Genomic DNA, 21,241 nt, shown 5'->3' on the forward strand with positions numbered 1-21,241 from the left:
CTCGCTATCCGAATCACCGACCCGACTTCACGAAGCGAGTCGGTACCCGGCTTCGGTGATCGCGGCGTCCACCGTCGCGGTCTCGAGCACCGAATCACTGCTCACCACAACCGAACCGGCGTCCACGTCCACATCGACGCCGGTGACCCCGGCGATCTCGGACACTTCTTCCTTCACCGACGCAGCACAATGCGCGCACGTCATGCCCTCGACCGAATATGTCGTCTGCATCGTCGACCCTCCTTCTGTCGTCAGGAGCGCACGAGGCGCGCGATGGCCTCGGACGCTTCTTTCACTTTCGCGTCTGCTTCGGGCCCGCCCTGCCTCGCGGCCTCCACCACGCAGCCGGCGAGGTGAGCATCGAGCAGCTTCAACGACACCGACTGCAGCGCTTTGGTTGCCGCCGAGACCTGGGTGAGAACGTCGATGCAGTAGCGGTCGTCGGCGACCATCCGGGATATCCCGGCCACCTGACCCTCGATACGACGCAATCGCTTCAGCAGGTCTTCCTGCTCGACGCTGTAGCTGCTCATAGCAACCACGATACCCCTACCCGGTAGGGGGTGACACCGGCGTCCGGACCCGACGCACGCCGTCGATGATCAGCAACCCGGCAGCGACGACGGCTGCAGCGCCGAGCACGATCCAGGACCCCGAATAGAACGTCCCCGAGTACGCCGGCGACACTCCGGGCACCGCCGGGAACTCAGTGGTGCGCACGCCGGCGTTCCAGCACGCGGCGGCCGCGATCACTGCGAGCAGCGCGATCACGAGCTCCACCCAGCCGGCGAACTTTCTCACAGGTACTCCCGCTTGGCTGTCTCGAGGGCCCCGCGCAACGCGTCGTCGTCCTTCGCCCAGGCCTGGACCAGTCCGCCGCCCACCAGGCGCAACCCGACGCCGTGACGCTTGCGTGGAACGCCCGAGAGTTCCCCGAGCACGCGGGCGGTCTCCCACCTCTTGGGCTCGTACTCGTCGTCGGCGTACTCGGCCGGCGGAAAGATCTCGTCGATGTCGGCCACGTCCACCGTCTCGGTGCCCTGACGCAGCGTTCGGGTGGTGAGTTCGACGCTGACGTGCATTCGGGCGGCTCGCAGCTGCACGTAGGTCAGACCGACGAGGATCAGCGAGAACAGCACCAAGGCGAACCAGTGGATCACCGGACCGGTAGCTATTTCGACAGCGAGGACCACCAGACAGAACGCCGGCCCCCAGGCCAGCATGCGCCATCGGCCACCGGGTTCGTGGAACAGTACGGTCTCGCTCGACGACGTCTCACTGCTCACGATGGAACCACTCCCGTGCCGACGGCCGGTAGGCGAGAACCGCCGCAACGACCAAAGCGACGGTGATCACCAACGGAACGAGCGGGAACACCAGCCCGGCGAAGATCAGCAGTACCGCTGCAACTCCGGACAGCGTCACCAGGGCGCGCCGAAATCTGCGGTCACCCCCGCGGACGTGACTCGACATCAGTCCGACGGCCAAGCCCACCACTCCGGACATCACACCGAGGCCGCGAAACACGGTCAGGAACGAATTGCCCTGAGCCTCGGAGCTGAACGAGGCACGAATCTGATCGGCGGGAAGCGTCAGGGCGATCAGGCAGACAACGATCAGCAACACCGCCGAGATCAACCACAGCCAGTAGGCGGCGGAGACCACCCGGGGACGGACGATCGATGCTTCGGTGTCTGCGCTCACGCCCGCCATCCTGCCATCGCGGGGTGGGCCGAGGTTCTGTCGGAAGGATGTGCGTGGTGCAACCGTGCGCTCAGCCTGCAGAAATTCCCAACGCCATGATGGCGATGGCTGCCGAGACGGCCAGAAACAGTCCGAGCAACGCCAAACCTGGACGGCCGCTCTCCGCGGGGCAGGGCTCGCGGCTCTCTGCCGATACGACTGCCGGCGGGGTGGCGCTCACTGCTGCAGGGGTGTTCTCTGCCATGTCGAATCCGATCACTCGAATAGATATCGAGAGTGATGCTAGTCACAGAGTCGGTTCGACAGTCGGGAACACGCCCGAAATTACTGCTTTCTGGACGCGAAAAAGTACTCGTTGGATTCACGACGGTGCATCAGATAGATCGCCCCGGCGGCCAGCACGCCTTGTCCGATGCTCAGCACACTCATGACGACATCCATCGCGCCCGCACTCGATGCGATGGCGAACAGGTCCAAAATCGTGGTGAACACGATGAACGACCCGATGACGGTCAGCAGCATCCGGGCCCACAATTTGCCTGCACGCATCCGCTTGACCCAGAAGAGGAACAGCGCCCCGAACCCGATCACGACGAATACGGTGACGACCAGCATCACCGTCACCATCGACTGCGTGGACTCGACGGTCATGTCCGCTGCTGCGTTCTGCGCCGCGAGTTCGTCGAGCAGAGACTGTGCGAATTCCTCACGTGCACCGAACAACGTCCACACCGAGTACAGCGCCGAGAGAGCGCCGATCAGCACCGCTCCCCACCACAGATGGCGGGCGGTCTCGACGTCGACCGGTGCCGGACGCGGCGTCGGCTCCAACTCCGGGCCGGACTGCGGGAACCCGTGCTCGAGCTCCCATCGCTGCCAATCCGGTTGCGACGGTGGATTGTTGGGGGTGTTGCTGTCGGGGTTGTTTCCCGGGGGAAAATCGTTCACAGCCAGCCCGCCACTTCGGTAGCCCAATAGGTCAAAACCACGTCTGCGCCGGCACGCCGAATGCCGACGAGGGATTCCAGCACCGCGGCGTCGCGGTCGATCCACCCGTTCTGGGCGGCCGCGGTGATCATCGCGTACTCCCCGGAGATCTGATAAGCGGCAACCGGAACCGGCGACATCTCGGCCACGTCGCGCAGGATGTCGAGGTACGACATCGCCGGCTTGACCATCACCATGTCGGCACCCTCCGCCAGATCGAGCTCCACCTCGTGTGTGGCTTCCCGGCGGTTGCGTGCGTCCTGCTGATACGTCCGGCGATCACCCTGCAGCGACGAGCCCACAGCTTCACGGAACGGGCCGTAGAAGGCCGAGGCGTACTTCGCGGAGTAGGCCAACTGCCCCACCTCGACATGACCGGCCGCGTCCAGTCCTGCCCGAATCGCACCCACCTGGCCGTCCATCATTCCGCTGGGACCGAGCAGATGCGCACCCGCGTCCGCCTGGGCGACGGCCATGTCGACGTAGCGCAGCAAGGTGGCGTCGTTGTCGATCGAGCCGTCCTCCCCCAGGACACCGCAGTGGCCGTGAGAGGTGAACTCGTCCAGGCACGTATCGGCCATGATGACCGTCGAATCTCCGAGGTCTGCCTTCAACCGAGCCAGTCCCCGGTTCAGGATTCCGTCCGGATCGGTTGCGCCCGATCCGGTTTCGTCCTTGTCCTCGGGCCTGGGCACACCGAACAACATGACGCCGCCGACGCCTGCCGTCACAGCCTCCGCGGCCGCGGCGCTCAGCGAGTCGAGCGTGTGCTGGAACACACCGGGCATCGAGCTGATCTCGCGCGGCTCGGAGATGCCGTCGGCCACGAACATCGGCAATACCAGATGCCGTGGCTCCAAGGATGTTTCGGCCACGAGCCGACGCAACGCCGGGGTACGGCGTAGGCGTCGGGGACGGTCGGTGGGGAACAAGCGAACTCCTTGACGGACCGGGTGTGTTGTCGGCTGGCTCTAGCGGCGGCGTGACTTCTTGCGCGGCGGAGGCAGTGCACCCTCGGCGCGCAGACGTGCCGCATGCTCGGCGAGCGCCTCGACCAGTGGTCCCACCTGAGCCGACTCGGGCTGCACGTCCACGCGCAGACCGAATTCGACAGCCGTCTCGGCGGTCTTGGGGCCGATGCACGCAACGAGCGTGCGGGCGTGCGGCTTTCCGGCGATACCGACCAAGTTTCGGACGGTGGAGCTCGACGTGAAGCACACTGCGTCGAACCCGCCGGTCTTGATCATCTCGCGGGTCTCGGCGGGGGGCGGCGCAGCCCGGACGGTGCGGTAGGCGGTGACGTCGTCGATCTCCCAGCCGCGTTCGCGCAAGCCCTCGGCCAGCGTTTCGGTCGCGATGTCGGCGCGCGGAAGGAGAACGCGATTGACCGGGTCGAACACCTCGTCGTACGGCGGGAAGTCCTCGAGCAGTCCGAGGGAGCTCTGCTCCCCCGACGGCACGAGTTCGGGGTTGATGCCGAACGAGCGCACCTTCGCCGCGGTGGCCTCACCGACGCACGCGATCTTGACTCCGGAGAACGCACGGGCGTCCAGGCCGAACTCCTCGAACTTCTCCCACACTGCCCGAACGGCATTGGTGGAGGTGAAGACGACCCACTGGTAGCGGCCGTCGACCAGGCCCTTGACGGAGCGTTCCATCTGGGCCGGGCTGCGCGGAGGCTCGACGGCGATGGTCGGAACCTCGATGGGGATGGCACCGTGCGTGACGAGGCGATCGCTCATCTCACCGGCCTGATCCTTGGTGCGCGGCACCAATACAGTCCAGCCGTACAGTGCGCGAGACTCCCACCAGGACATCTTGTTTCGGCCCGAGACGACCTTGCCCACGGTGACGACGAGGGACCCGACGAGCTCGGATCCGGCGTCGTTGAGGGTGGCGAGGGTGGCCTCGACGGTGCGCTGCTGACGCGTGGTGCCGCGGACGGTGATGGCTGCGGGCGTCTGCGGGGCCAGACCGTGTTCGACGAGCGCACTGGCGGTTTCGGCCAGGTGGCCCGACGTCGCGTGCAGCACGAGCGGTCCCGGAGCAGCAGCGAGGGCTGCCCAGTCGACCTCTCCGCGGACGTCGGCCTCGGTGTGACCCGAGCCCAGCGCCATTCCGGCGTAGCTGGGCACCGCGGATCCTGCCGGCAGTCCGGGGAGCACCTCGAACGGCACGTGCGTGCGAGCGACGGCACTGACCTCGGCGATCACCGAGTCGGTGGTGAGCGGATCACCGGAGACCAGCCGGACCACGTCGTGGCCATTCTTGGCTTCGGCGAGAAGCGTTTTGGCGACCTCGGCGGGCTCCCCGAGTGCCGGACGAACCTCGACACCGTTCTCGCCCGTCTCCGCGTCGCGTGGAACGTCGGCACCGACGAGCGCGGTGACGCCCTTGTCGACGTCGGGATCGGTGAATGCGAGCTCGGCCGCTCCGAGCACTTCACGTGCCCGGACCGTGAGCAGAGCCGGGTCACCCGGCCCGGATCCCACGAACAGGATCCGTCCGTTGGTGTTCTTTCGGACTGGGCTCATCGGTTGTTCTCCAGTGCTGTCTTGTGTGGGTACTGCAGTTCTATCGGGGTTGCCGTGCCCCGTTTCGGAATGAGTCGAGCGGTGGCGATCGACTCTCGTCGTACGACAGGACGGGTCGCCGTGCGTTTGGCGCGTCCGCGGACGGGTGCCGTTATGGCCCTAGACATGAGATCCACCCTGTACTGGTTCGGTGACTGAAACGAGTTCGCGAGCACCGAGATCGAGCAGTTCGCGGGCCAGTTCTCGGCCCAGCTCCTCGGCGCGGTCGGGTGATCCGACGATCGACGCACGGATGGTGTCGCTGCCGTCGATCGCCGCGACGCAGCCGCGCAACGACAGCTCGTCGAAGATGCGGCCGTCCTCGTCGATGGATTCGACGACCTCGGCGATCGCGCCGACGGGCGCGGTGCATCCGGCTTCGAGCTCGGCCAGCAGTCCACGTTCGGCGGCCACCGCGGCACGGGCATGTGCGTCATCGAGCGTGGCGATGGCTGCCGCGAGATCGGTGTCGCCGGAGCGACATTCGACGGCCAGGGCACCTTGGGCGGGTGCCGACAGCAACTGCACCGGATCGAGCGCTTCGGTGACGACATCGAGTCGGCCGATGCGGGCCAGCCCGGCGCGGGCGACGATCACGGCATCGAGCTCACCCGAGGCCACCTTGCCGATCCTGGTGTCGAGGTTCCCTCGCAGCGGCCGGACGTCCAATCCCTGTCCGAGAGCCCGCAATTGAGCGATCCGGCGTGGTGCCGAGGTACCGACCTTCGCTTCCGCCGGCAGCTCTCCCAGTACCAGCCCGTCGCGAGCGACCAACGCGTCACGCGGATCCTCACGCTCCGGAATCGCTGCGATGACGAACCGCTCGTCGGCTGCCGTCGGCAGATCCTTGTAGGAGTGCACGGCGATGTCGACGGTGCCGTCGGCGAGTGCCTCGCGCAGCGCTGCGGTGAAGACACCGACGCCGATGGTCTGTACCGGTGCGGCAGACAGATCGCCGGCAGTCTTGACGATGACCAGCTCTGCCTCGACCCCGGCCGCAGCCAACGCCACCCGAACGGTGTCGGCCTGCGTTGTCGCGAGAAGGCTTCCGCGAGTACCGATCTTGACGATGTTGCTCATTCGGATCGCTCCTGACCGGAGGAGGAGTCCGGGCGCAGATCGGTTCGGCTGGCGGTGAAGTCGTCGACCAACTCCAGTGCGCCGATCTCCATCGGCGTCGCGACCGCGTCGACCGAACCGGGGCTCAGCTCGAAGAGCTCACGCAGCGCCGCCGCGTAGGAATCCCCGCCCGGGGTGCTGGCGAGCTGCTTGACTCGCACGGTCGGCGAGTGCAGCAACTTGTCCACGACGCGGCGCACGGTGCGGGCCACCTCGTCGCGCTGCGGTGAATCGAGGCCGGGCAGTCGCGACTCGAGTCGCAGCAACTCCCCTTCCACCACTTCGGCAGCACGCTGACGCAGTGCAGTGACGGTGGGAGTGACCTCCGCAAGTCGTTGTCCTGCAAGGTAACCCGAGAGTTCACTCGAGACGATCTCGCGAGCCGCCGACGCGTCGTTGGCCGCAGCACCGGCTGCGGGATCACGCTGGAGCGACTCCATGTCGAAGACGGTGATGCCGGGCAGTTGCGCTACCGCGGCGTCGACATCGCGGGGCAGTCCGAGGTCGCAGATCACCAGGGGGTGCTCGGCGTCTCGCCCGACGAGGGCGAGGTGAGCATCGGCGATGGAGACCACGGCCCCCACCGCACCGGTACAGGTGATGAGGATGTCGGCCGCGGCCACCGCGTCGGACAGATTCTCGAGGGCGACCGAGGTGGCTGCGATGCCGTTCGAGACGGCGTTCTCCGCCAGATGATCGGCCCGCTCGCGGGTGCGGTTGACGACGGTGAGGCCGCCTATTCCGGCGCGGCCGAGGTGCGCGACGGCGAGTCCGCCCATGGCACCGGCTCCGAGGACGACGGCCTTGCGACCGGCGAGGGATCCTCCGAACATCTCAGCGGCGCGATCGAGGGCCACCGAGACCACCGAGGCTCCGGCGGCGTCGATCCCGGTTTCGCTGTGCACACGCTTGCCGACGCGCAGCGCCTGCTGAGCCAGTTCGTGCATCACCCGGCCCGATGCCTGCTGCCCGTCCGACGCGGCGTAGGCCGATCGGATCTGGCCGAGGATCTGCTGCTCGCCGATGACCATCGAATCGAGGCCGCTGGCCACTGCGAACAGGTGCTCGACGGCAGCCTCGCTGTATCGGACGTAGGCGTGCTTGGTCAGGTCCGCGATCTCGAGGCCGGAGTGTTCGCCGAGAACCTCGCCGACGGCCGTCAAGGCACCGTGGAACGCGTCGACGACGGCGTAGATCTCGACGCGGTTGCACGTGGAGACCACCATGACCTCGGAGATGTTTCCGCTGGCCATCAGTTTGTCGGTCAGTTTCGGGCGATCGGTGTCCGTGATGGCGACACGCTCGAGGACTGCGACGGGAGCGCTACGGTGCGATATCCCGACGAGAAGGACACTCACGGTGCAATCACCGATCCGTTTCTTGTCGAACTGTTGACTGGGCTTGGATTTCCGGCGATACGCGGGCCGTGACTACGACCCAGACGTGCCGTGGACGTCAGTGGAGGCGGTGGGACCGGCTGCGGCCGAGGCGCGGTGACGACGGTCGGTTCGGACACGTTGCGCGAGCTGTTGAAAGAGAGCACCTGCATCTCCACGGCCAGATCCACGCGCCGAACCTCGACGTGGTCCGGAACGTCGAGCACCATCGGCGAGAAGCTGAGGATGCATTCGACTCCGCCGGCGACGAGCTTTTCGGCTACGACGTGCACGGCGTCGTCGGGGGTGGCGATGACGCCGATGGTCGCTTCGAGTTCACGGCAGGCCTTGTCGAGTTCGTCGACGTGCCGGACGGTCAGTCCGTCGACGTCGGTACCCACTCGAGCCGGGTCACGGTCGAAGAGGCCGACCATCGTGAAGCCGCGACGAGCGAATCCGCCGTACCCGGCCAGCGCCTGCCCCAGGTTGCCCACTCCGGCCAGCACGACTCGGTGGCCGCGATCGAGCCCGAGAGCGCTTTCGATCTTGGCGCGCAACCGGGCGACGTCGTAGCCGACGCCGCGGACGCCGTTGGGGCCGAGGAACGAGAGATCCTTGCGAAGTTTTGCCGATCCCACACCTGCTGCGGTGGCCAATTCTTCACTGGAAACGATGAGAACGCCCTCGTCTGCGAGGATCGAGAGGACCCGCAGATACGTCGCCAGACGGGTGACCGTAGCCTGAGGGATGACCCGCTCTACGCCGCTGGGCGACGGGCGCTCTTCGGTCACGTCTGGGGCTCCTCGTCCGAACGGCGTCGATGCCGGTCTTCACGCTGATCCTGCGTTCGTGTCTATTTCACGAATGCTGTTCACACCACGGTAACTGCTTGTGAACGAATGAACAAAGTTGCGCATACCGGCCTTCACCTGCACACGGAGACGAATCACACGTTCTTAGGGTGCCCTGCCCGAGCCAGATCGGCCCGCAATCGGGGCACGTCGACCTCCCAGTAACTGTGCTCGATGCCGTCGAGCAGTACCACCGGCACTCGGTCCCCGTACTCCGCACGCAGGTCAGGCGATTCCGTTGCCGCCTCGTCGACGTCGACGACCGTGACGGTGACGTCGAAATCGCGGCACACCTCGTTCAATACCTCGAGCGCGTGGGTGCACGAATGGCATCCTGCGCGGGTGAGAAGTGCCACGCCGGGGAGAATCGTCTGCATTCGTCCACTGTGACACGTCGAAGATGGAGACGAACGTCACAGACCATGTCCTTCGATGCCCGTCCACGGGGCCGCCTTCGCTTGTCCGCCGCCGATCGTGTCGGACCCACGACTAGGCTGGCCGAGACAAACCTAGTGGGCTGGCACGAAGAAGCCGAGTGGCTGCATCGACTACCCGAGTGGCCTGCATTCGGTACTCGAGTGGTTCGGTACTCGAGTGGAGGGAGGACCGAAGTGAGTGACGGGGGAACCGACTTGCCGATCGAGGGCACGCCCGACATCGATATGGTCGACACCGAGGATCCGCACGAGGACAAGCAGTTCAAGCGCCGGATACGCCGCATTCGCAACCCCTTCGGGCCGTCCGATGCCGAGGTCCGCGCCAATGTGGCGGGCGAGGCCAGTGCCGACGCCGCCCTTGCCCTGCAGATCGAGTCCGAGGGTGCAATTCCTCGCGATCTCACCGCTGCCGCCTTCTTCGACGTGGACAACACCATGGTGCAGGGTGCGTCGATCATCCACTTCGCTCGCGGGCTTGCTGCGCGCAAATACTTCACCAGCGGCGACTTGGCGCAATTCGCTTGGCAGCAAGTCAAATTCAGGGTCAGCGGCAAGGAGAACAGCGAGGACGTCGCCAGCGGCCGGGAGAAGGCGCTCTCGTTCATCAAGGGCCGTCCCACCTCGGAACTCACGGCCCTCGGCGAGGACATCTACGACGAGGTGATCGCAGACAAGATCTGGGCCGGCACCCGCGCTCTGGCCCAGATGCATCTCGACGCCGGCCAGCAGGTGTGGCTCGTCACCGCCACTCCCCTGGAGCTGGCGCAGATCATCGCCAAGCGGTTGGGCCTGACCGGCGCGCTCGGTACCGTCGCCGAGAGCAAGGACGGAGTCTTCACCGGCCGCCTCGTCGGAGACATCCTGCACGGACTCGGCAAGGCGCACGCTGTGCGCTCACTTGCCGTCCGCGAGGGTCTGAACCTCAAACGGTGCACGGCGTACTCGGACAGCCACAACGACGTTCCGATGCTCTCTCTCGTCGGCACGGCCGTGGCGATCAACCCCGATCCCGATCTACGCGAACTGGCCAAGAACCGAGGCTGGGAGATCCGGGATTACCGCACCGGGCGCAAGGCCGCCAAGATCGGCGTACCGACGGCGTTGGCGTTGGGCGCAGTGGGCGGCGGACTTGCCGCCGTGATCGGCCGCCGCAAGGGCTGACCTGGCTAGCGGCTCACAGCGTCAGCTGCATCAGAGTCAGGTCCAACCATCGACCGAACTTGACGCCCACCTCCGGCATCCGGCCGACGGTGGCGAACCCGAACTTCTCGTGCAATGCGATCGACGTGGTGTTCTCGGACTCGATGAAGCCCACCATCACGTGTACATCGGTGGCCTTGGCTCGGTCGATCAATTCGGTCAGCAGGGCGCTGGCCAGCCCGCGTCGATAGAAATCACGGTGGATGTACACCGAGTGCTCCACCGAGTGTCGGTACCCGCTCTTGACCCGCCACTGACCGTACGAGGCGTACCCGGCCACTCGGCCGTCGACCTCGGCGGTGAGGACGGGGTATCGGGCGGCGACGCGACCGTCGAACCAGGCCCTGCGATCGGCGAGATCGACCTGTTCCTCGTCCCAGATGGCTGTCGTGTTGGCGACAGCGTCGTTGTGGATGTCGAGAATCTCGGGCAGGTCATCGGTGGTGGTGTCGCGAATGTGCACTGGCACAGGGTAACCCGAGCGATCACCCGAGGAAGACGTTGCGTCTCTTGGCCAGTAGTCGATACAGCGTGTGCTGGATCGTTTCACGGACGTGGTCGGTCAACTCGAAGAGCACCATCGGATCCTCGAACGCGGTGGCGTCGTACGAGTCGGTGGGAATCGGCTTCCCGAATTCGATGTACCACTTCGACGGTAACGGGATCAGGCCCAACGGGCCGAAGTGCGGGAACAACGGCGTGACCGGAAAGTAGGGCATGCCCAACAGTCGTGCCAGCGGCGCGATATCGCCGATCTTGGGGTAGATCTCCTCCGAGCCCACAATGGAACACGGGATGATCGGTGCCCCCGTTCGCAGGGCCGCCGAGACGAAACCGCCGCGGCCGAACCGCTGCAACTTGTAGCGCTCGCTGAACGGCTTGCCGATACCCTTGAAGCCCTCCGGAAACACCGCGGCCAGTTCGCCGGTACGCAGCAGGCGCTCGGCATCGGGGTTGCACGCCAACGTGTGCCCGGCCTTACGGGCGATGGTCCCGACGCCCGGCATCTCGAATGCCATGTCGGCGGCCAACATTCGCAGCGGACGGTGCGCCGGATGATGATCGCGCACTGCGACCGACGCCATCAGAGCGTCGACGGGCACGACGCCTGCGTGGTTGGCGACGACCAGTGCGCCGCCGTCGGACGGAATGTTCTCGATGCCTTTGACCTCGACCCGGAACCATTTCTCGAACAGCGGTCGCAGCAGCGGAAGCCAGATGGCGTCGGCGAAGTGCGGATCGTAACCGAATTCGTCGACGCTGTAGTCGCCGGCCAGCCGCCTGCGCACGAATTCGGCAACGGAGGAGATCTGATCGACGACGGCGGTCTTGGTGTCGTCGATCATCGACAGCAACGGAGTCGGGATCGATGCCGCCGGCGGTGATTCGACCACGGGGGCAGGGTCGAGCAGCGGCGTGGGCTCACGCGGCTCGGTGTATGCGGAGGGATGCCGTTCACGCGAGCCCTGCGACGCACGGACCGAGCGACCACCGTGCAGTGGAATCACTTTCGCCACTTCACTCACCCGTCCCTCCCGAACTCGGCACTGTTTCCGACGTTGGAGCCGTTGTCGCGCTACCCAGTGCTGCCAACGTTCGCGCAGCCGACGCACCCGTATCCACGGCGGCGAGCAGTCGATCCTCGACGCTGTCCACCCACTCGGTTCTGATGACCGGACGCAACGCAGCACCACGAACGAAGTCGTCGAACGCCTGAACCGTAGTCCACCGCGGCTCGAAGCCCAGGACCGAACGCATGCGGGTGGTGTCCAGGCCGCAGCCGAAGTGGAAATAGTCCAGTTGCTCGGTGGTGAATTCCCGCATCATGCCGCCCATGAGGGCGCGGCCGACGCTCTTGAACAGTGGAAACGGAACCGGCACCTGCACGCGGCCGGCACGGCGAATCGCCTGCGAGAGCATGACCGTGCCATCAGCTCCGATGTTGAACGTCCCGGCCGGACCACCGATCGTGGCGCGCTCGAGGGCGGCGAGGGCGTCTTCCTCGTGCAGCAACTGCATCCGGGCATCCCGGCCGATCACGCTGGGGATCAACGGCGAGGTCATGTAGCGCGAGATGGTGCCGTTCAGCCGGGGACCGATCAGCGGTGCCATGCGCAGAATCGACACGGCGATATCGGGTCGTCGGCGGCCGAGTCCGCGAACGTAGCCCTCGATGTCGATGGTGTCCCGCGCATACGCACCGCTCGGTGGGCGTCGGGCACTCATTTCTTCGGTGAACTTCACCGGATCCTTGGCACTGCAGCCGTACACCGAGGACGACGAACGCAGCACCACCTTCTCCACCGTCGGCGACTTCTGGCACACCGCGAACAGCTGCATCGCGCCGATGACGTTGAGGTCCTTCATCGTGGCACGGCCGCCGGATCTGGGCGGCTTCGCGACGGTGGCGGCATGCACGACGGTATCCACGCCGGCATTACGAATTACCTTGCCGATCAACGGGTTTCGGATGTCCGCACGGACGAACTCGGCGCGGCCCATGCGTCGGAGCAGATCCTTGCTGGGCGAGAGCGCATCGACGGCGATCACCCGTTCGATCTGCGGGTTCTGAGCCAGTCTGGTGACGAGGTATCCACCGAGAAAACGACTCGCTCCGGTCACCAGGACAACCCGGGGCGCGGCAACGCCACGATCGCTCGGACTCACTGCGCACCCCCAACATCGACTCCCCGCAAAGCCTACTGGATCGGTGGACGGACGCGGGGGTGAGAAGCAAAGCCCATGCACGAAGCAAAGCTCATGTGCGAACAACAGCAGGCCCGCCACGGATGGTGACGGGCCTGCTGTTGAAACCTAGGTCGGCAGAACTACTTGCCGAGTTTCCTGCGCTGCACGCGGGTACGACGAAGCAGCTTGCGGTGCTTCTTCTTCGACATGCGCTTGCGACGCTTCTTGATCACTGAACCCATGCGGGTGTCCTCACGTTCTTCTCTAGCGTTTTCGCGCACGCCGTTTGCGTACGCCTACCTGACAACCAAGCCCAAGGGCTTCGAGCCACAAGCCTCGGTCACCGAGCTGGCGCTGGGGCCACGTACTCGCCCACGGCTGCACACCGGCTGGCTGGCACGACGAGCGCCAATCCTACCGGTCCGAACCGGCACTTACGAAACCGGCCCCGCGTGCACTACTAGCCTGCGTCGAAGTACGAGGTCTCGAGATAGTCGTGTACCGCCTTGGCGTGCACACGAAAAGACCGACCCACTCGTACAGCGGGCAATTCTCCGCCGTGTACCAGCCGGTACACGGTCATTTTCGAAACCCTCATCAGCGTCGCCACTTCGGCGACCGTGAGGAACTGCGTTCCGGCCAGAGCCGGTTGACCATCCGGGGACGAACCCTTGGACGGCTTGTTTATAGACGCCATCAATCCACATACCTCCGGCACGTCTCATGCGGCAGGCTTCCCCTCCTGCCGAACAGACACGCACGTGCTGCCCCCGAGCCTATAGGGACAGATGGGGTTACTGCGACGGGAGTGGGGAAAAGATTTTTCAATCTGCTGTGATGCCCATCTCAATGGATCGGGCATTGGCGGCACCGAGAGCATCGAAAAACGCTGCTCGAAGGCCATTTCGTTCCAATTCTCGCACTGCTGCAGCCGTCGTGCCGCCCGGCGAGGTCACGGCATATCTGAGCTCGTTCGCGCTCTCGTCGGACCGATCCAGCATCGCCCCGGCCCCCACCATCGTCTGAACCACGAGCGCCGACGCCACGTCGCGGGTCAATCCCAGGCCCACTCCCGCGTCGATCATGGCCTCGGCCACCAGGAAGAAATACGCCGGACCCGATCCGGACACGGCCGTCACGGCGTCGAGCTGATGCTCTTTGACCACCACCACCTTGCCGACGGCCGAGAGGATGGAACGGACCAGCTCGAGGTGTTCGGCGCGGGCGTACTTGCCCGCTGCCAACACGCTGACGCCCTCCCCCACGAGCATCGGGGTGTTGGGCATGACCCGGACGACGGGAAACCCGGCTGGGAGCTTGGGCTCGAACTTGATGGTGGGGACGCCGGCAGCGAGCGAGACGATCAGTTGTTCGCGGTCGCCGTCGAGTTCGATCTTGGTGATCTCACCCAGTGCGCCCTCGACATCGGCCGGCTTGACCGCCAGCACGATCACGTCGGCACCCTCGCAGGCGTCCGTGACCGTGGTGGTCAACACGCCGAATTCCTTCGCGATCTCCTTCGCCCGGGCCTCCGACTTCTCGGCGACCACCAGGTCGCGTACCGCGTGGCCGGACTCGAGGAGTCCTGCGATCAACGCCTCGCCGATGCGTCCGCCGCCGATCACTGCAATTCTCGTCATGGTTCCAAAGCCTGCCATGTCAGTTCGAGCGCGGCACCATCGCCAACTGTCGGCTCTGCACCACCACGGTACCGGTCGAGTCCAGCACCACGTGGTCCTCCTCGAACCAGGCTCTGCCGATGACCGAGCTGGTCGCCGCCACGCGCAGCCACCCCGGTGCAGGACGGCGGCGCAGGTAGGTCGTCAACTGCACCGTCGGGGCCCACCCGAACATTCCGTGGTTCATGGTCACCGGAGCGGAGATGTCACCGGTCATCAGCGCGAACAGCACGGCCGTGTCGACGTCGGCCTCGTCACCGGCGAAAGGACGCACCCACAACCGGATCTCCGCCTCGCCCTGCTCACCTTTCAGGAACGACGCCGACGACTCGTCGATGCGCATCTCGCACCCCTTCGCGACGTGCACGATCGACGCCATCGGATGATCACCCGCCACCGCGAGCGTCTGCGCCGGAGGCTCGACGGCCATCGACGACGCCGCCGTCGGGCTCTCGTGCTGCGGCGGCTCGGTTTCGAGGCGACCGAGGGTGACCACGGCCCGCACCGCAACGCGTCCGGCCTGGGTGAGCTCGACGTCCACGTGGCAGACCTGGCGACCGCGCTTGCGCACCACGGTCGTCAGCGCGACCTCACCGGGATCGGGAGCAGCCAGGTAGCTGACACTGACGGCCAGCGGCTGCATGTCCTCCTGGTTCGGGTCGGTCCTGACGATCTGCTGACGCGCAGCCGCGGCGCACACGGCGAGCATGGCACCGCCGTGCACCTTGGGACCGATGGTCCAGGTGGAATCGATCGCACCGGCAAACGACCCGGTGTCGGCGGTGACGTCGAGCGCGGCCAGGGTGGTGGCGGCCTTGAACGGAGAGGGGCTGGTGGAACTCATTCCGAAGAACTTACCGGCGGACTCAGGACAGGTGCGTTCGGGCGAACTGGAGTGCTTGGCCGAGCATCGACGAACGCTCGGGCACGGTCCGGGCGTTCTGAGTGTTGATCTCGATCACCGCCTGGCCGTCGAACCCGCGGCGGACCAGCTCGGCACACACCTCCACACACGGCTGACTGCCGTGCCCGGGGATCAGATGCTCGTCGACGGACGCACCACGGCCGTCGGCCAGATGCAGGTGCGCGATGCCCTCGCCCATCCGATCGAGCATCTCGAGGGCGTCCGAGCCCGCGGTCGCCGTGTGCGAGAGGTCCAGGGTGTAGTGACCGTGCCCGACGTCCGTCGGGTCGTACGACGGCGAGAACGCGGACAGCGCGGCCCCGGGCCCACCACGGCGTTCGAGCCGTTGCGCGGATTTCTCCTTACGGCCGAAGAATCTGTCGGCACGCATCGGGAACATGTTCTCGACGGCGACCACCACATGCGAGTTCGCTTCCAATTCCGCCACCTGATCGGCGAAGCCCTCGCTGTACTTGCGCTGCCACCGGAACGGCGGATGCACGACGACCGTCGCCGAATCCAGTTTCTCGGCCACCTCCACCGAGCGCGCCAGCTTGGTGATCGGATCCGATCCCCACACCCGCTGCGAGATCAGCAGACACGGAGCGTGGATGGCTTGAACGGGAATCGAGTATTCCCGCGAGAGCGCGGCCACCGCGTCGACGTCCTGACTGATCGACTCGGCCCACACCATCAGCTCGACGCCGTCGTACCCCAGATCGGCCGCGTAGCGAAACGCTGCCTCGGTGTTCTGCGGGTACACCGAGGCCGTGGACAGTCCGACGTGTATTCGCTGCGCAGCCATCGTGGTGCCGGCTCAGCCGGTACTGAGCTGGAAGGCGAGCGGACCGAGCGTCACGAACACACCGACGGCAATGGCGATGACGATCGATATCAGATCGTCGGTGCGCCGCAGAATTCTCACTACGGCGACGAGACCGACGATCACCAGTACCGACAGCACCAAGGCAACCCACGGCAACACGTCCCACAGTTGCTCGAAGCCCTTGAACAGCAGTGCGCCGACCACGACGGCCACCACGGCCTGTCCGACGAGCACCAGCCATTGCCGAACGGCGCCGCCCTTGCTCTTGGCAGCCGGAGCACGACGCCCGGATCGGGATCCTTCGTCCTTACCGTTCGACTCGGTGTCCGACGCCGCAGCAGTGTCGTCCACAGCCACCGCGTCCGGCTTCACGAGATCGACGACCTCGGTGGTCGCGGCGGACTTCTCGGTCGATGCGCGCCCGACTCCGGGCGCAGCCTTCCCCGTCGGCGCGCCCTTGCGCGGGGCGGGGGCCGTCTCGGCGGGGCGTGCAATACGCGGCGACACCGCCGTCTTGGCGACGTCGTCGACATCGAGAACCGCTGCCCGTGGGGTGACGTCGGTGTTGGGCTCGGCCACCTCGACCTGGCGCGGCGCGTCGAAACCGGAGGGCTTGCGAGTCCGTCCTTGTTCGGCCGCGGTGGATCCGTACGGCCGCCGATCCGACGGCGTCCCGGGTGCACTCGCGCGCTGACCGCGCTCGGTGTCGTCGTGAGACCGATTCAGCAGGTCACCGGCCACCGTGGTGGAACCGGACAGGAGTTCGGGTTCGGGCTGCTGCTTGTCGCGCCTGCCCACCGGTTGAAATGCCGTCGGACGAGCGGTCTGCGGCCGTGCGGGTTGTGGCCGCGAGGACACGAATGGGGGCCCGCCGTCGGGTGTCGCGCGGTTGTCGTCGGCCTCGACTCGGGCCGCGGCGGGAGTCTCCCGATCGGCAGGTGTCGAAGCAGGCGGTTCCACCACCGGTGCGCTACGGCTGCTCGGCTCGTCGCGGACGACCGGGATCTCACCGGTGAGCTCGGCGACCGAGATGCCGCCCTTGACGCCTCGGCGACGGCGTCCGCCCGAACTCAGGTTCGTCTTCTGCCCGTTTCGAGCCAACAGCTCGGCAACCGAGATCTGCCCGGTGTCGTCCGGATTGTTCTCGCTCATCTCGAACTCACCACCAGATCGCCGTCGGTTTCGGTGTCCAGCTTCCTCAAAATCAAACCTTCCCTGAGCGCCCACGGGCAGATCTCGAGTGACTCCACCGACAATGCCCGCATGCTCGCCTCCGCTACCAATGCCCCGGCCACCAGTTGTGGTGACCTGTCGGCGCTGACGCCTTCCAATTCTGCACGGTCCGCGGCCGTCATCCGCGATATGAAGGCTATGAGTTGTCTCAAGCCGCTCGCCGTCAGAGTTCTGGTCACCCTTGGACCGGCCGCGGAGGGCGCGGCACCGGTCAAGCGAGCCAACGAACGGAAGGTCTTCGACGTTCCCACAGCACGGTCCGCCTCGCCCGCAGCCAACAATTCCTTGGCCGGAGTCGCGAGTTCGGCGTCCAGCCAATCCCGAAGGACCGCGATACGACGCTTTCCGGGGGGATCCTCGTCGAGCCAATCGCGGGTGAGGCGACCGGCACCGAGCTGCAGCGAGAACGCCACATCGGGGTTCTCGTCACTTCCGCTGGTGAGTTCGAGCGATCCGCCGCCGATGTCGAGTCCGAGGATGCGTCCGGCGCTCCAGCCGTACCAGCGTCGGACCGCGAGAAACGTCAACCGCGCCTCGTCGACCCCGGACAGTGTCTGCAGGGAAACGCCGGTTTCGGCGAGAACCCGAGCGAGCACGTCCTCCGAGTTGTAGGCGTCGCGAACGGCGGAGGTGGCGAATGCCATCAGCTCGCTGCAGCCCGACCGCTCGGCGATGGCCGCGAACTCACGAACCTCGTTCACGAGGCGATCCGCGCCCTCGGCAGTGATGTTCCCGAACGAATCGGTGTTCTCCGAGAGCCGCAAGGTGGCCTTGCTCGAGCTCATCGGGGTGGGGTGAGCACCACGGTGCGCATCCACTACGAGCAGATGCACCGTGTTGCTACCGACGTCGAGCACCCCTAATCGCACATGCCCACGGTACTGGGTCTAGCGTCGTCGTTTGTGACAGCAGGTTCTGAGCAGCAGCCGTTCGCCGCAGAGGTCGAGATGGATTTCCCCAGAGAATGGGTGGAATTCCCCGATCCGGACAATCCCGAACATCTCATCGCTGCCGATCTCACCTGGCTGTTGTCCAACTGGACCTGCGTGTTCGGCACCCCGGCATGCCAGGGAACCGTCGAGGGCAGGCCCGACGACGGGTGCTGCTCGCACGGCGCGTTCCTGTCCGACGAGGACGACAAACGCAAGCTCGACGAGTCGGTGAAGTTGCTCACCCCGCGGGACTGGCAGCTCATGGACAAGGGCCTGGGCAAGAAGGGATACGTCGAATACGACGATCTCGACGACGAGCAGTCCCTGCGCACCCGCCGGTACAAGGGTGCCTGCATCTTCCAGAACCGACCCGGGTTCGAGGGCGGCATCGGCTGCGCGCTGCACTCGATGGCGCTGCGCAAGGGCATCGAACCGCTCGAGGTCAAACCCGACGTGTGCTGGCAGTTACCGATCCGGCGCACCCAGGATTGGGTGACGCGGCCCGACGGCTCCGAAATCCTCAAGACCACGATCGGTGAATACGACCGACGCGGTTGGGGCGAGGGCGGACTCGATCTGCACTGGTACTGCTCCGGCTCCCCCGACGCCCATGTGGGGGCGAAGCAGGTGTTCGAGTCCTACAAGCCCGAGTTGACCGAGCTGCTCGGCAAGGCGGCCTACGAGGAACTCGCGTCGCTGTGCAAGCGTCGCCGTGGCCTCGGGCTGATCGCAGTGCATCCGGCTACCCGTGAGGCTCAGCGTCGATAGAGCCGCTGCGCCGCATGTGAGCGAAACCTCGTAGCCCACTACGAGGACCGGAGTGGAGCCCGCGGAACGACCGCGGGCTCAGCACTCACATGCCGCAGGCTCTACCCCTCGAGCTTGTAACCCAGTCCGCGCACGGTCACGAGGTGCTCCGGCTTGGCCGGGTCGGACTCGATCTTCGAGCGCAGTCGCTTGACGTGCACATCGAGCGTCTTGGTGTCGCCCACGTAATCGGCACCCCACACTCGGTCGATCAACTGTCCCCGAGTCAGTACCCGCCCGGAATTGCGCAGCAAGTATTCGAGCAAGTCGAACTCCTTGAGCGGCAACGTGATCTGATCGGATCCGACCATCACCACGTGACGCTCGACGTCCATTCGTACCGGGCCGGCTTCGAGTACCCCGGTGTCGGTTCCGCCGTCCACCTCGGCGTCGCTGCCGCGGCGCAGCACGGCGCGGATGCGAGCGATCAATTCACGAGCCGAGTACGGCTTGGTGACGTAATCGTCCGCTCCCAGTTCCAGACCGACCACCTTGTCGATCTCACTGTCGCGTGCGGTCACCATGATGACGGGAACGCCTGAGCGCGAACGCAATTGCTTGCAGACGTCGGTTCCGCTCATGCCGGGAAGCATGAGATCGAGCAGCACGATGTCTGCACCGGCGCGATCGAATTCCGCAAGGGCCGACGGTCCGTCGCCGACGACGGTTGCCTCGAATCCTTCTTTGCGGAGCAGGAAGGCCAGTGGATCGGCCAACGACTCTTCGTCTTCCACGATCAGAACGTTGGTCACTGATTCTCTCTTTCTGTAACCGCAGCGTCGTCTTCTTCTTCGAAGTACGCGGGGATCTGGAGGGTGAAGGTGGATCCGGTGCCCAGCTTGCTCCACAACGAGATGCTGCCGTTGTGGTTGGCTGCGACGTGTTTGGCGATGGCCAGGCCCAGGCCTGTGCCGCCGGTGGCCCGCGACCGAGCTTTGTCGACGCGGAAGAATCTCTCGAAGACGCGTTCCTGGTCCGCCTTGGCGATCCCGATTCCGCGGTCGGTGACGGCGAACGCGACATTCGCCCCGCGCAGTGCCCGGCTCACCGACACCGGTGATCCGTTGGAGGAGTAGGCGATCGCATTCTGGATCAGGTTGGCGAGCGCCGTCACCAGCAGCGCTTGATCGCCGAGTACTTCGAGTCCGCTCGGGTGATCGGTGGTGACGGAGATGCCGGCGTTCTCGGCGGCGAGCTTGGAGCGGTCCATGGCTTCGTTGACGACGGTGTCGACGTCGACGACCTCGAGGTCCGGCAGCTTCTCGGCCCCCTGCAGTCGCGAGAGCGCGATCAGCTCGGTCACCATGTTGCCCAACCGTTTGGATTCGGCGACGACCTTTTCGCCGAAGTGCCGGACGGAATCGGGATCGTCGGCGGATTCGAGCAGCGCCTCGGCCAGCAGGCTCATCGCACCGACCGGCGTCTTGAGTTCGTGACTGACGTTGGCCACGAAGTCGCGGCGCGTCGCCTCCATCCGTACCTGCTCGGAATCGTCGTCGGCGAAGAGCACCACGAAGCGCCGGTCTTCCTTGCTGAGCAACCGCGCGACGCATCGCACGGCGATCTTGTCGCGGCCGGGCCGCGGGGGCTTGGAGCTGAGGTCGACTTCGACGGGATTGCCGTCGGACAGCACTTTCGTCGCCGCAGCCCAGGCCCGCTCGTCGATGGCACGATTACGCACCAGACCGAGCTCTTCTGCCCGCGGATTCGACAGCACGACGTCGTGAAATTGATCCACGACGGCGATACCGCTCTCCGACGCGAGCACGATCAGGTCCAGTACCTGCGACATCGTCAGACCGGACGTGGCGCGGCGACGCTCCGAGTGTCGAGTGTTGAGATACGGAATGAGAACACCGCCGACGAGGTATCCCACGAAGGCCGTGGCAATTGCCAGTAGTACGGCCGATGCAACACTCACACCG

The 21,241-nt window shown here is 65.8% G+C and carries 28 protein-coding genes; 2 read left to right on the forward strand and 26 right to left on the reverse strand.

The features are described 5' to 3' along the window. Positions 1–27 precede the first annotated feature (27 nt). The 14 genes from ACFI9K_RS17115 to ACFI9K_RS17180 form a co-directional block, all read right to left on the reverse strand. Positions 28–231 carry a heavy-metal-associated domain-containing protein gene (locus tag ACFI9K_RS17115; protein WP_462664604.1) on the reverse strand — a complete coding sequence of 68 codons (204 nt, stop codon included), beginning with the start codon at positions 229–231 and terminating at the stop codon, positions 28–30. Positions 232–251: 20 nt separating this feature from the next. Further along, positions 252–533 carry a metal-sensitive transcriptional regulator gene (locus tag ACFI9K_RS17120; protein ID WP_222093855.1) on the reverse strand — a complete coding sequence of 94 codons (282 nt, stop codon included), beginning with the start codon at positions 531–533 and terminating at the stop codon, positions 252–254. A 16-nt stretch (positions 534–549) separates the two neighbouring features. Next, positions 550–801, reverse strand: a complete 252-nt coding sequence (locus ACFI9K_RS17125) for a hypothetical protein (protein WP_462664605.1) — start codon at positions 799–801, stop codon at positions 550–552. After that, positions 798–1,223, reverse strand: a complete 426-nt coding sequence (locus tag ACFI9K_RS17130) for a hypothetical protein (RefSeq protein WP_462664634.1) — start codon at positions 1,221–1,223, stop codon at positions 798–800. Before ACFI9K_RS17130 ends, ACFI9K_RS17125 begins: the two co-directional genes overlap by 4 nt. Before the next feature lie 52 nt (positions 1,224–1,275). Then, positions 1,276–1,704 (reverse strand): hypothetical protein, encoded by a 429-nt coding sequence (locus ACFI9K_RS17135; RefSeq protein WP_462664606.1) that lies wholly within the window; start codon positions 1,702–1,704, stop codon positions 1,276–1,278. 70 nt (positions 1,705–1,774) lie between these two features. Continuing rightward, positions 1,775–1,948, reverse strand: coding sequence for a hypothetical protein (locus ACFI9K_RS17140; RefSeq protein WP_462664607.1), 174 nt, complete (start codon positions 1,946–1,948; stop codon positions 1,775–1,777). A gap of 80 nt (positions 1,949–2,028) precedes the next feature. Next, positions 2,029–2,652, reverse strand: coding sequence for a hypothetical protein (locus ACFI9K_RS17145; RefSeq protein WP_462664608.1), 624 nt, complete (start codon positions 2,650–2,652; stop codon positions 2,029–2,031). Further along, positions 2,649–3,623 (reverse strand): porphobilinogen synthase, encoded by a 975-nt coding sequence (hemB, locus tag ACFI9K_RS17150; protein ID WP_462664609.1) that lies wholly within the window; start codon positions 3,621–3,623, stop codon positions 2,649–2,651. Before hemB ends, ACFI9K_RS17145 begins: the two co-directional genes overlap by 4 nt. Before the next feature lie 39 nt (positions 3,624–3,662). Then, the gene (locus ACFI9K_RS17155; RefSeq protein WP_032401867.1) at positions 3,663–5,225 is read right to left on the reverse strand and encodes a bifunctional uroporphyrinogen-III C-methyltransferase/uroporphyrinogen-III synthase; all 1,563 of its coding nucleotides are present in this window, start codon (positions 5,223–5,225) and stop codon (positions 3,663–3,665) included. Further along, a complete protein-coding gene (locus ACFI9K_RS17160; protein ID WP_155289207.1) occupies positions 5,222–5,392 on the reverse strand; it encodes a hypothetical protein in 171 nt (56 codons plus the stop codon). The genes ACFI9K_RS17155 and ACFI9K_RS17160 overlap by 4 nt, the downstream gene beginning before the upstream one ends. Beyond that, on the reverse strand, positions 5,385–6,335 hold the full coding sequence (gene hemC, locus ACFI9K_RS17165; protein WP_462664635.1) for a hydroxymethylbilane synthase: 951 nt from the start codon (positions 6,333–6,335) through the stop codon (positions 5,385–5,387). Before hemC ends, ACFI9K_RS17160 begins: the two co-directional genes overlap by 8 nt. A gap of 5 nt (positions 6,336–6,340) precedes the next feature. Next, positions 6,341–7,741 (reverse strand): glutamyl-tRNA reductase, encoded by a 1,401-nt coding sequence (locus ACFI9K_RS17170; RefSeq protein ID WP_462664610.1) that lies wholly within the window; start codon positions 7,739–7,741, stop codon positions 6,341–6,343. After that, positions 7,738–8,550 (reverse strand): redox-sensing transcriptional repressor Rex, encoded by an 813-nt coding sequence (locus ACFI9K_RS17175; RefSeq protein WP_462664611.1) that lies wholly within the window; start codon positions 8,548–8,550, stop codon positions 7,738–7,740. The genes ACFI9K_RS17170 and ACFI9K_RS17175 overlap by 4 nt, the downstream gene beginning before the upstream one ends. Before the next feature lie 155 nt (positions 8,551–8,705). Then, entirely contained in the window at positions 8,706–8,987 is a 282-nt protein-coding gene (locus ACFI9K_RS17180) for a glutaredoxin family protein (protein ID WP_462664612.1), read from the reverse strand. Between the two features lie 285 nt (positions 8,988–9,272). Here ACFI9K_RS17180 and ACFI9K_RS17185 point away from each other — a divergent pair, with 285 nt between their 5' ends. Continuing rightward, the gene (locus tag ACFI9K_RS17185; protein WP_462664636.1) at positions 9,273–10,208 is read left to right on the forward strand and encodes an HAD family hydrolase; all 936 of its coding nucleotides are present in this window, start codon (positions 9,273–9,275) and stop codon (positions 10,206–10,208) included. A 13-nt stretch (positions 10,209–10,221) separates the two neighbouring features. Here the strand turns inward: ACFI9K_RS17185 and ACFI9K_RS17190 are convergent, their stop codons facing one another. The 10 genes from ACFI9K_RS17190 to ACFI9K_RS17235 all read right to left on the reverse strand — a co-directional run bounded on the left by ACFI9K_RS17190 (position 10,222) and on the right by ACFI9K_RS17235 (position 18,446). Beyond that, positions 10,222–10,710 (reverse strand): N-acetyltransferase family protein, encoded by a 489-nt coding sequence (locus tag ACFI9K_RS17190; protein WP_462664613.1) that lies wholly within the window; start codon positions 10,708–10,710, stop codon positions 10,222–10,224. A gap of 22 nt (positions 10,711–10,732) precedes the next feature. Beyond that, positions 10,733–11,773, reverse strand: coding sequence for a lysophospholipid acyltransferase family protein (locus tag ACFI9K_RS17195; protein WP_462664614.1), 1,041 nt, complete (start codon positions 11,771–11,773; stop codon positions 10,733–10,735). Continuing rightward, positions 11,766–12,914, reverse strand: coding sequence for an NAD-dependent epimerase/dehydratase family protein (locus tag ACFI9K_RS17200; RefSeq protein ID WP_462664615.1), 1,149 nt, complete (start codon positions 12,912–12,914; stop codon positions 11,766–11,768). The genes ACFI9K_RS17195 and ACFI9K_RS17200 overlap by 8 nt, the downstream gene beginning before the upstream one ends. A gap of 161 nt (positions 12,915–13,075) precedes the next feature. Further along, positions 13,076–13,177 (reverse strand): 30S ribosomal protein bS22, encoded by a 102-nt coding sequence (locus tag ACFI9K_RS17205; RefSeq protein ID WP_003402602.1) that lies wholly within the window; start codon positions 13,175–13,177, stop codon positions 13,076–13,078. A 218-nt stretch (positions 13,178–13,395) separates the two neighbouring features. Next, positions 13,396–13,632: a helix-turn-helix domain-containing protein gene (locus ACFI9K_RS17210; RefSeq protein ID WP_008713658.1), complete on the reverse strand. Its 237-nt coding sequence runs from the start codon at positions 13,630–13,632 to the stop codon at positions 13,396–13,398. A gap of 127 nt (positions 13,633–13,759) precedes the next feature. Continuing rightward, positions 13,760–14,575, reverse strand: a complete 816-nt coding sequence (proC, locus tag ACFI9K_RS17215; protein ID WP_462664616.1) for a pyrroline-5-carboxylate reductase — start codon at positions 14,573–14,575, stop codon at positions 13,760–13,762. Positions 14,576–14,594: 19 nt separating this feature from the next. Further along, positions 14,595–15,458, reverse strand: coding sequence for a thioesterase family protein (locus ACFI9K_RS17220; protein WP_462664617.1), 864 nt, complete (start codon positions 15,456–15,458; stop codon positions 14,595–14,597). 22 nt (positions 15,459–15,480) lie between these two features. Further along, entirely contained in the window at positions 15,481–16,323 is an 843-nt protein-coding gene (locus ACFI9K_RS17225; protein WP_462664618.1) for a sugar phosphate isomerase/epimerase family protein, read from the reverse strand. A gap of 12 nt (positions 16,324–16,335) precedes the next feature. Then, positions 16,336–17,496 (reverse strand): hypothetical protein, encoded by a 1,161-nt coding sequence (locus tag ACFI9K_RS17230; protein WP_462664619.1) that lies wholly within the window; start codon positions 17,494–17,496, stop codon positions 16,336–16,338. Next, positions 17,493–18,446, reverse strand: coding sequence for a Ppx/GppA family phosphatase (locus ACFI9K_RS17235; RefSeq protein ID WP_462664620.1), 954 nt, complete (start codon positions 18,444–18,446; stop codon positions 17,493–17,495). Before ACFI9K_RS17235 ends, ACFI9K_RS17230 begins: the two co-directional genes overlap by 4 nt. 78 nt (positions 18,447–18,524) lie before the next feature. On the opposite strand from ACFI9K_RS17235, the gene ACFI9K_RS17240 reads away from it, so the two are divergent. Next, entirely contained in the window at positions 18,525–19,277 is a 753-nt protein-coding gene (locus ACFI9K_RS17240; protein ID WP_462664637.1) for a hypothetical protein, read from the forward strand. A 101-nt stretch (positions 19,278–19,378) separates the two neighbouring features. Here the strand turns inward: ACFI9K_RS17240 and ACFI9K_RS17245 are convergent, their stop codons facing one another. Then, a complete protein-coding gene (locus ACFI9K_RS17245; RefSeq protein ID WP_222061304.1) occupies positions 19,379–20,068 on the reverse strand; it encodes a response regulator transcription factor in 690 nt (229 codons plus the stop codon). Beyond that, complete coding sequence (locus ACFI9K_RS17250) at positions 20,065–21,237, reverse strand: sensor histidine kinase (RefSeq protein WP_462664621.1); 1,173 nt, start codon at positions 21,235–21,237, stop codon at positions 20,065–20,067. Before ACFI9K_RS17250 ends, ACFI9K_RS17245 begins: the two co-directional genes overlap by 4 nt. Positions 21,238–21,241 lie beyond the last annotated feature (4 nt).

It is taken from the genome of Rhodococcus sp. PSi06 (assembly GCF_054960675.1).